This window comes from Microbispora sp. ZYX-F-249 (assembly GCF_039649665.1).
In the GTDB taxonomy this organism is placed as follows: Bacteria; Actinomycetota; Actinomycetes; order Streptosporangiales; family Streptosporangiaceae; genus Microbispora; species Microbispora maris.
Window position 1 is genome coordinate 46,922 of the sequence record NZ_JBDJAW010000048.1, and the last position, 8,166, is coordinate 55,087.

The following is an 8,166-nucleotide window of genomic DNA, read 5'->3' on the forward strand; positions in this document are numbered from 1 at the left end:
CTTCTGGAGTTCGCCTGCCGCGTGGATCTTCACGCGGCCTCCTGACGAGCATGGAGACGCCGGCGATCCCATCCCTGTGACAGGGCGCGGATGTGAGGTGTGTCACCGTTCACGCACGTCACACGGCGGTGGGGACCGGCGTCTCATGTGTGGCGCAGTCGAGAGCGAACAGACAGGGAGACGGCAATGAACGAGTGCGGCGAGACGGCGACGGCCACCGCCGGGATGCTCGCCGGTGGCGGCCGGATGGATCCCGCCACCGAGGCGTTCGTCGCCCACCGCAACCTGCTGTTCACCGTCGTCTACGAGATGCTCGGCTCGGCCGCCGACGCCGAGGACGTCCTGCAGGAGACCTGGTTGAGGTGGGCGGGCGTCGCTCTGGACACAGTGGGCGATCAGCGTGCGTACCTGGTGCGAATCGCCACCCGGCAGGCGCTGACCCGGCTGCGTACGCTCGGCCGGCGTAAGGAGTCCTACGTCGGCCCATGGCTGCCCGAGCCGCTGCTGACCACACCCGACGTGGCCGAGGACGTCGAACTGGCCGACAGCGTCTCGATGGCGATGCTGCTGGTGCTGGAGACGCTCGCCCCGACCGAGCGGGCCGTCTTCGTGCTGCGCGAGGTGTTCGACCTCGGGTACGACGAGATCGCCGACGCCGTCGGCAAGAGCCCGGCCGCGGTCCGTCAGATCGCCCACCGGGCACGTTCACACGTCGCCGCCCGGCGGCCGCGCGACGTCGTCTCCCCAGCCAGGACCCGCGACGCCATCGAGGCGTTCCAGCGCGCGGTCGAGACCGGAGACCTGCGGAGCCTGCTCGACATCCTCGCCCCCGACGTCGTCGCGTTGAGCGACGGCGGCGGGGTCAAGCGGGCCGTGCCGCGGCCCGTCGTGGGGACCGGAAAGGTGGCCCGTCTGCTGGCCGCCGGGCTGCACAAGTTCGGCGCCGAGGTGTCGGTCGAGCCGGTGCAGGTCAACGGCTGCCCGGGGCTCATCATGCGGATCGACGGGGAGATCGACGGCGTCGTGGCGATGCGTATCGAGGACGGCCTGGTCACAGAGCTGTACTTCGTACGCAATCCGGAGAAGCTGTCGCGTGTGGAGCGAGAGACCGCGCTGAGCCGCTGAGCCGCTGAGGCCGTGACGACCTGCGACGCGCGGCGACGCGCGGCGACGCGCGGCGACGCCGGATCAGGGGCGAGGGACGACACGGCTCGCGTCGGGCTCCGCGCGCTCGGGCGGCCAGTTGCGCAGGGCGACGTCGATCGTGTCGAGCATCCGGCTCCAGGACTCGTCCGCGGCGCGCGGATGATGGCGGAAGCCGCCTGCCGCCTCGAGACTCACGAACCCGTGGAAGACGCTGCCCAGCAGCCGGACCGCGTCGGTCTGGTCGGGCTCCGCCAGTGAGTAGCCGCGCAGGATCGCCCGCGTCATGTCGGAGTGCCGCCGGGCCGCGTCCGCCGCCTCGCTCTCCGGGTCGAGGTCCACCTGCATCGCCGCGTACCTGCCCGGATGCTCCCTGGCGTAGTCGCGGTAGGCGCCGGCGAAGGCGACCAGCGCGTCCCTGCCCGCCCGGCCGGCCAGCGCCGCCGCGGCCCGGTCGGCGAGCTCGGTCAGGGCCAGCGCGGCCACCCGGACCCGCAGCTCGTGGGCGTTCCTGATGTGGGAGTACAGACTGGCGTCCTTCACGCCGAACCTGCGCGCCAGCTCCGAGACCGTCAGGTTCTCCAGCCCCACCTCGTCGGCCAGTTCCGCCGCCGCCTCGGTCAGCCGCTCGAGCGTCACCCCGGCTCGTGCCATCCGCCACTCTTCTCTTCCTAGGAGTCCTAGGCAGGAGCTTAATCGATTGCCCCTCAAAGCGTCAGTGGGTAGCTTCGATCCTATGAAGCCAATCGCTGAGCGCGAGATCCGCGCCTCGTTCGTCAACTGCACCAAGGGCGAAGCCAAACGCCTCGCCGTACCGAGGGATCTGGACGCGCGGCCCTGGGACGACCTGGACTTCCTGGGCTGGCAGGACCCCGCCTCCCCGGGCCGCGCGTATCTGGTGGCCGAGCAGGGCGACCGGCTGGTCGGAGTGGCGCTGCGGCGGGCCACCGCCAATGCCGGCCACGTGCGGCGCAGCATGTGCTCGCTCTGCCTGACCACCCATACCGGGGACGGAGTGTCGCTGATGACCGCCCGACGCGCCGGCGGCAGTGGCAACTCCGTGGGCGCTTACATCTGCACCGACCTGGCCTGCTCCCTGTATCTGCGTGGCAAGAAGGACGTCGGGCCCGGCGGGCGGATGCCCGAGTCGCTCACGCTGGAAGAGAAGATCAGCAGAACCGCGGGCAACGTGAGCGAGTTCCTCCAGAAGGTCACCCAGTGACCGCCGCGTCGTCTGGAGAACAGCACGTCGTCCCCTCGCCGTCAGGGCATGACCGGGTGCCACGATCGTGGTAATCACGAAACGGGCTATCGGGCATAGCGCTTGATTCTTCTGGCACAAAGTGAAGAGAAATGTCACGCTCGGGCCTCATCACCGTCGCCCATGTGCCCGTCGCTGATGGCACCCACCATCAATGTCCGGGAACGGTGTGAGGGGTCGCGACAGGGCCGGCGCGGACGTCGTTTCGCATCGCTGCCGCGAAGGGCGGCTTCTCGTTGTTGCCGACGGGCCGGACATATCGGGGGTCGGGCGAATTCGTCTGCGCGTTCGGACCGAGCTTTCGCCGTACGCCTCCTCTGTTGTCTGGTTATCCTTCCGGAGGAGGCGAGGCTGATGGACAAGTACGGTCGCGACGAGGCCACATGGGATGAGCTGACCGAGGCCGGGCTGGAATTCCTCATCGCATCCGCGCGGGGCCCCGGCCCGGTGTCCTATGCGGAGTTGAACCGCGCCCTCGTGGACAGGACCGGCTTCGCCGGCTTCGACTTCAGCCGCCCCGACGAGCGAGGCGCCGTCGGCCACCTTCTGGGCCGGATAGTGGAGAGGACCTATCCGGAGACCGGGCTGATGCTCTCCGCGCTGGTCACGCACCAGGGAGGAACGGACCCAGGGAGCGGTTTCTACAAGCTGGCGACAGAGCTCAAGCTCCTGCGCCCCGGCGCCTCGGAGGCCGAGAGAGACGCGTTCTGGATCGACCAGTTCAAACGCGTGCAGGAGTACTACGCCGGTGCCGGCCGGAACGAGTCGTACTGACCGCGGCTGCGCCGATAGAAAGGTGGTCGGCGGGACCCGTCCGAACCCCATGGAAGCGGCCCTCGGCACGCACATGACCGCGCCGCGCCTCGCCCGGGGGCTTCGCCGTCCCGGAGGCGGGGGTCCTCGACGTACGGATCCATCCTGGGCATGCCTGCCGCTCGGAAACGCGTCCGGAACTGACCGGGCGTCCTGGTGTCGCGTGAACCGAGTCTCCAGAGGCACTGCCGTGACCCTGTAATGATCGCCGTATGGATTTCGAGCTTGACCCGCCTCGTGGTGTCGGTCCACTGCGTGTCGGGATGACCCGCACAGAAGCCGACGCCGCGCTGGCGGCACTGCGGGACGCGGACGTCGTCTCCGAATCGGACGTTCCGGGACGGCACGTCTTCCGGCCAAGCGGCCTGATGATCAACATCCATTGCCGCAACGATCGCCTGGTGGCTGTCGAGTTGGGGAGGCCGAGCTCAGGCGCAGATGCCGTGCGGTTCCAGGGGGTGGACCTGTTCAACCTGCCGGCACGAGCGGTAGTGGAGGCGCTGCGGGAGAAGACGCCGGTCGAGGCGGCTGAGGACGATCCCGCCTCGTTCGTGGCCCCGGACCTGCTGCTCAGCCTGTGGCGCCCGTTTGAGGCCGATGACGCTCCGTCCGAGGAACAGGGGTTCTTCTTCAGCAGTGTGCTGCTGGCCGAGCCGGGCTATTACGACACGCCCGCTCAAGCCGCCGAACGTGTCCGGCTCTCGGGGGCCGGGGCCTGAGCGCAGGCAACCGAGCCGGTCACCGGGGCACGCCGCGGCGCAGCCTGCTCGGTGAGGGCGCTGCCGCCTGCGCACCGCCTCTGCCTGTTCCGCCGTGCGCGGACCGTGTTTCGATAGCTTGCGAGAATTACCCATCTCCCAAGTGATCCGCCTGGCGGCGTGACGCAACGGATGAGTAGTTTCTGTTTTCTATTTCCAGAAATTCAGAAAGTCGCTAGGCTGAGCGGCCGTGACGAGCTCCGTGACCATCACCGCGTGCAAGCACTGCGGCGCGCCCATCGAGCAGCCGGTACGGCGGGGCAGGCCGCGGGAGTACTGTCCGGACGGCGACTGCCAGGCGGCGGCCAAGAGAGAGCGGGAGCTCCGCCGTGCCACGCCGGGCCTGGAGGGTGCGCTGGCGCGGGTGGAGGACCTGTACGAACGCATGGAGAAGGGCCTGGCCGCGGCGATCGAGCCGCTGGCGCGGGTGCTCGCCGAAGAGCTGAGCCCGGCGGGGGTCGAGGCGAAACTGAGCGCGATCCAGGCCGAGGCGCACACGAGCGTCGCCATCGCCCGCGCCGAGCGCGAGCAGGCGCTGGAACAGGTACGGCTGGCCCGCGAGGCCGCCGAGGAGGCCCGGCGGGAGGCGGAGGAGGCCCGCCGCCGGACGCAGGAGGCCTACGCCGAGCGTGACACGGCCTTCGCCGACGCGGAGACCGCCCGCGAGCAGGCCCTGGCCGCGCTGCGGGAGGCGGCGAGCACCGAACGCCGGGCCAGGCAGGAGGCCGACCAGGCCACCCACCGGGCCGAGATCGCCGAGGCCGCCCGTGAGCAGGCCGTACGCGAACTGGCCGAGCGGGTGGACCGGGCCGCGGCCGACGTCCGCCTGGCACGGGAACAGGCCGAGCAGGCCGTTCAGGAACGCGACGCCGCGCAGGCCGACGCGCGGGCGGCGCGGGCGGAGGCCGAACTGGCCCGCCGCGCGCATCGGGAGGCCGAGCAGTCCAGCGCCGCCGCGCTCGCCCGGGCCCAGGCGGCCGAGGCCGAACGCGACCGCGCGGTCGCGCGCGCGGAGGCCGAACGCGACCGGGCCGTGGCGCAGGCCCACGACGAGCGTGACCGGGGCCTGGCCCGGGCCCAGGCGGCGGAGGCGGCCCGCGAGCAGGCCGTGGCGGAGGCCGCCCGGCTGCGCGCGGAGGCGGCGCAGGCCGAGGCGCGCGCCGGTGCGGCGGACGCGGAGGCGGCCCGGGCGGGACAGGACGCCAGGGCCGCGGCGGCGGAGCGGGAGCGCGTCCAGGCGGAGCTGACGCTGGAACGGGCGCGGCTGGCCGACCTGCGTGCCCAGCTCGACGTGGCCCGGGCCGAGGCGGCCCAGCTGCGCGAACGCGCGGTCGCGGCCGAGCTGCGGCTGCGCCGGGAGGCCGCCGAGCCGCCGCCGGCGCCGTGACAGCGCCGTGACAGCGCATCGTCATCTCCTTGGCCAGGGCGTGGGGCCGGCCGATCAGGCGGCGAGGTGTGGCGCCCGGCGCACCGTGGCCGGAAAAGGACTCGACGGGGTGATGCCCGGACTTGTAGCTTGCGGGTGACCGTGACACCGCCCGAGGAGGTGAGACCCATGAACGCTGTATCGATGTGGGTGCTCCCCCTTCCGTCACGGCCGGGCGATTGACGTAGGTGTCGCCGGGAGCGCCTCGCCACCAAGGCACTCCCGAAAGGCAACACCTATGAGCTCTCAGTTCACCGCCGAGCCGTCGTCGCACGACATGGCCGGGCGGGACTCCACCGTCGGCGACGCCCCCGGACTCCGGTCGCCGTCCTCCGGCGCCGATCGCCCGCCCGCCACGTTCGACGTGATCATCGCCGGGTGCGGGCCGACCGGTGCGATGCTGGCCGCCGAACTGCGGCTGCACGACGTGCGGGTGCTCGTTCTGGAGAAGGAGACCGAGCCCAAGTCGTTCGTCCGCATAGTCGGTCTGCACGTGCGCAGTCTCGAGCTGATGGCGATGCGCGGACTGCTGGATCGCGTTGCGCGGCACGGGAGACGGCGTCCGGCCGGCGGTTTCTTCGCCGCCATCGCCAAACCCGCGCCCAGCCTGGACTCCCCGTACGCGTACCTCCTGGGCATCCCGCAGCCGGTCATCGAGCAGCTGCTCGAAGACCACGTGATCGAACGGGGTGCGCAGGTCCGGCGCGGTTGCGCGGTCGCCGGTTTCGAGCAGGACGACGAGGGGGTGACCGTCGAGCTGGCCGACGGGGAACGGCTGCGGTCGCGCTTCCTCGTCGGCTGTGACGGCGCGCGCAGTACGGTGCGCAAACTGCTCGGTGTCGGCTTCCCCGGCGAGCCCTCACGGACCGAGACGCTGATGGGCGAGATGGAAGTGGGCATGCCGCAGGAGGAGATCGCCGCCAAGGTGAACGAGATACGCGAGACCCATCAGCGATTCTGGCTCCGGCCCTTCGGTGGAGGGGTCTACAGCGTCGTGGTCCCCGCCGCAGGAGTCGGCGACCGCGCGGAACCGCCCACCCTCGAGGATTTCAGACGACAGTTGCGCGTCATCGCCGGAACCGATTTCGGCGTGCACTCCCCGCGCTGGTTGTCCCGCTTCGGGGATGCCACCCGGGTGGCCGAGCGGTATCGGGTCGGGCGGGTGCTGCTGGCCGGCGATGCGGCACACATCCATCCGCCCATCGGCGGGCAGGGCCTCAACCTGGGCCTTCAGGACGCGTTCAACCTCGGCTGGAAACTGGCCGCGCGGATCCGCGGCTGGGCGCCGGAAACACTGCTGGACACCTACCAGGCCGAACGTCGTCCGGTCGCCGAGGACGTGCTGGACAACACCCGCGCCCAGATGGAGCTGCTGTCCACCGAACCGGGCCCGCGGGCCGTGCGCAGGCTGCTCACGGAACTGATGGACTTCGACGAGGTGAACCGCCATCTGATCGAGAAGATCACCGCGATCGGCATCCGCTACGACTTCGGCGAAGGTCCCGACCTGCTCGGCCGCCGCCTGGGCGACATCGAGGTGAAACAGGGCCGCCTCTACGGTCTGCTGCATGGCGGCCGCGGCCTGCTGCTGGACCGCACCGAACGCCTGACCGTCGGCGGCTGGTCGGACCGGGTCGACCACCTCGCGGATCCCACCGCGGCACTGGATGCTCCGTGCGTCCTGCTCCGCCCCGACGGGCACGTCGCCTGGATCGGCGACGATCAGCAGGACCTGGACGACCACCTCTCCCGCTGGTTCGGCGAGCCCGCCGGCTGATCCCGCCCCAAGCCGCGGCGACGGAGCCGGAGCGCCTCCCGGCGGAGCTGCCGCCCCGCCGGGAGGCCGCCGGAACATGTGTCCCGTGGCTTCGGGCCGGGGCATGCCAGATCATGATCGGATGGACGTTCGTTTCCTCGGCATCGCCGAGCTGGCCGAAGTCCCGCCCGCGGCGGTCGTGGTCGACGTCATGCGTGCCTTCACCGTCGCCGCCTGGGCCTTCGCCCGGGGAGCGGAGCGGATCGTCCTCGCCGAGTCGCTGGACGAAGCCCTGGCGCTCAAGGCCCGCCATCCGGATTGGGTGGCGCTCAAAGACGGGCCGCCGGCGGCCGGGTTCGACGCGGTCAACTCGCCGGGCCTGCTGCGGTCGGCCGACCTTCGCGGGCGGACCGTTGTGCAGAAGACCACGGCGGGGACGGTCGGCGCCCTTGCGGTCAAGGACGCGCCGCTCGTGCTGTGCGCCGGCTTCGTGGTGGCGGAGGCGACGGCTCGGCTCTTGCGGGCACGCGGCTGCGGCAGTGTCACGTTCGTGGTCACCGGCGACGACGGGCGCGCCGACGAGGATCTGGCCTGTGCTCAGTACATCGCCCGGAGGGCCACCGGGGCCGGGGCCGACGCGTCCGAGTTCCTCCGCCGCGCCGGCGGGTCACGCGCCGCCGCCGAGCTGGCGGGGGGCGTGCGCGAAGGAGCCCATCCCGATGACGTCGCGCTCTGCCTCGAACTCGACCGGTTCCCCTTCGCCATGGTCGCGGCCTCGGAGGACTCGCTCATGGTCCTCCGCCCCTGCGCCGTGCCCTCACCGACCGGCGAGGCTTCGAGCTGATCGCGAGCATGCGCCGCAGCCATCTCGTCAGCCTCGTGGGCGCAATCGGCACCAGCTTCTTCTGGGCACCGCCGGGCGCGGCCGGCTTCGGGACATCGTGCCGGCCGGGGGGCCGAGCGGCGTTGCGGTCGGCACGCCTCCGCCGCCCGCGGAGATGAGGCACCT

The 8,166-nt window shown here is 71.4% G+C and carries 8 protein-coding genes; 7 read left to right on the forward strand and 1 reads right to left on the reverse strand.

Features of this window, described 5'->3' with window-relative positions:
* Positions 1-186 precede the first annotated feature (186 nt).
* The gene (locus tag AAH991_RS35010) at positions 187-1,125 is read left to right on the forward strand and encodes an RNA polymerase sigma-70 factor (RefSeq protein ID WP_346230221.1); all 939 of its coding nucleotides are present in this window, start codon (positions 187-189) and stop codon (positions 1,123-1,125) included.
* A 63-nt stretch (positions 1,126-1,188) separates the two neighbouring features.
* Here the strand turns inward: AAH991_RS35010 and AAH991_RS35015 are convergent, their stop codons facing one another.
* On the reverse strand, positions 1,189-1,797 hold the full coding sequence (locus tag AAH991_RS35015) for a TetR/AcrR family transcriptional regulator (protein WP_346230222.1): 609 nt from the start codon (positions 1,795-1,797) through the stop codon (positions 1,189-1,191).
* Between the two features lie 82 nt (positions 1,798-1,879).
* Between AAH991_RS35015 and AAH991_RS35020 the strand changes: the two genes are divergently transcribed.
* From AAH991_RS35020 to AAH991_RS35045, 6 genes are all read left to right on the forward strand, one after another.
* Entirely contained in the window at positions 1,880-2,365 is a 486-nt protein-coding gene (locus tag AAH991_RS35020) for an FBP domain-containing protein (protein ID WP_346230223.1), read from the forward strand.
* Positions 2,366-2,758: 393 nt separating this feature from the next.
* On the forward strand, positions 2,759-3,178 hold the full coding sequence (locus AAH991_RS35025; RefSeq protein ID WP_346230224.1) for a hypothetical protein: 420 nt from the start codon (positions 2,759-2,761) through the stop codon (positions 3,176-3,178).
* A gap of 251 nt (positions 3,179-3,429) precedes the next feature.
* Entirely contained in the window at positions 3,430-3,936 is a 507-nt protein-coding gene (locus AAH991_RS35030; protein WP_346230225.1) for a hypothetical protein, read from the forward strand.
* 229 nt (positions 3,937-4,165) lie between these two features.
* Positions 4,166-5,362, forward strand: coding sequence for a coiled-coil domain-containing protein (locus tag AAH991_RS35035; RefSeq protein ID WP_346230226.1), 1,197 nt, complete (start codon positions 4,166-4,168; stop codon positions 5,360-5,362).
* Positions 5,363-5,639: 277 nt separating this feature from the next.
* Positions 5,640-7,178 carry a rifampin monooxygenase gene (gene rox, locus AAH991_RS35040; RefSeq protein ID WP_346230227.1) on the forward strand — a complete coding sequence of 513 codons (1,539 nt, stop codon included), beginning with the start codon at positions 5,640-5,642 and terminating at the stop codon, positions 7,176-7,178.
* 121 nt (positions 7,179-7,299) lie between these two features.
* Positions 7,300-8,001, forward strand: a complete 702-nt coding sequence (locus AAH991_RS35045; RefSeq protein ID WP_346230228.1) for a 2-phosphosulfolactate phosphatase — start codon at positions 7,300-7,302, stop codon at positions 7,999-8,001.
* Positions 8,002-8,166 lie beyond the last annotated feature (165 nt).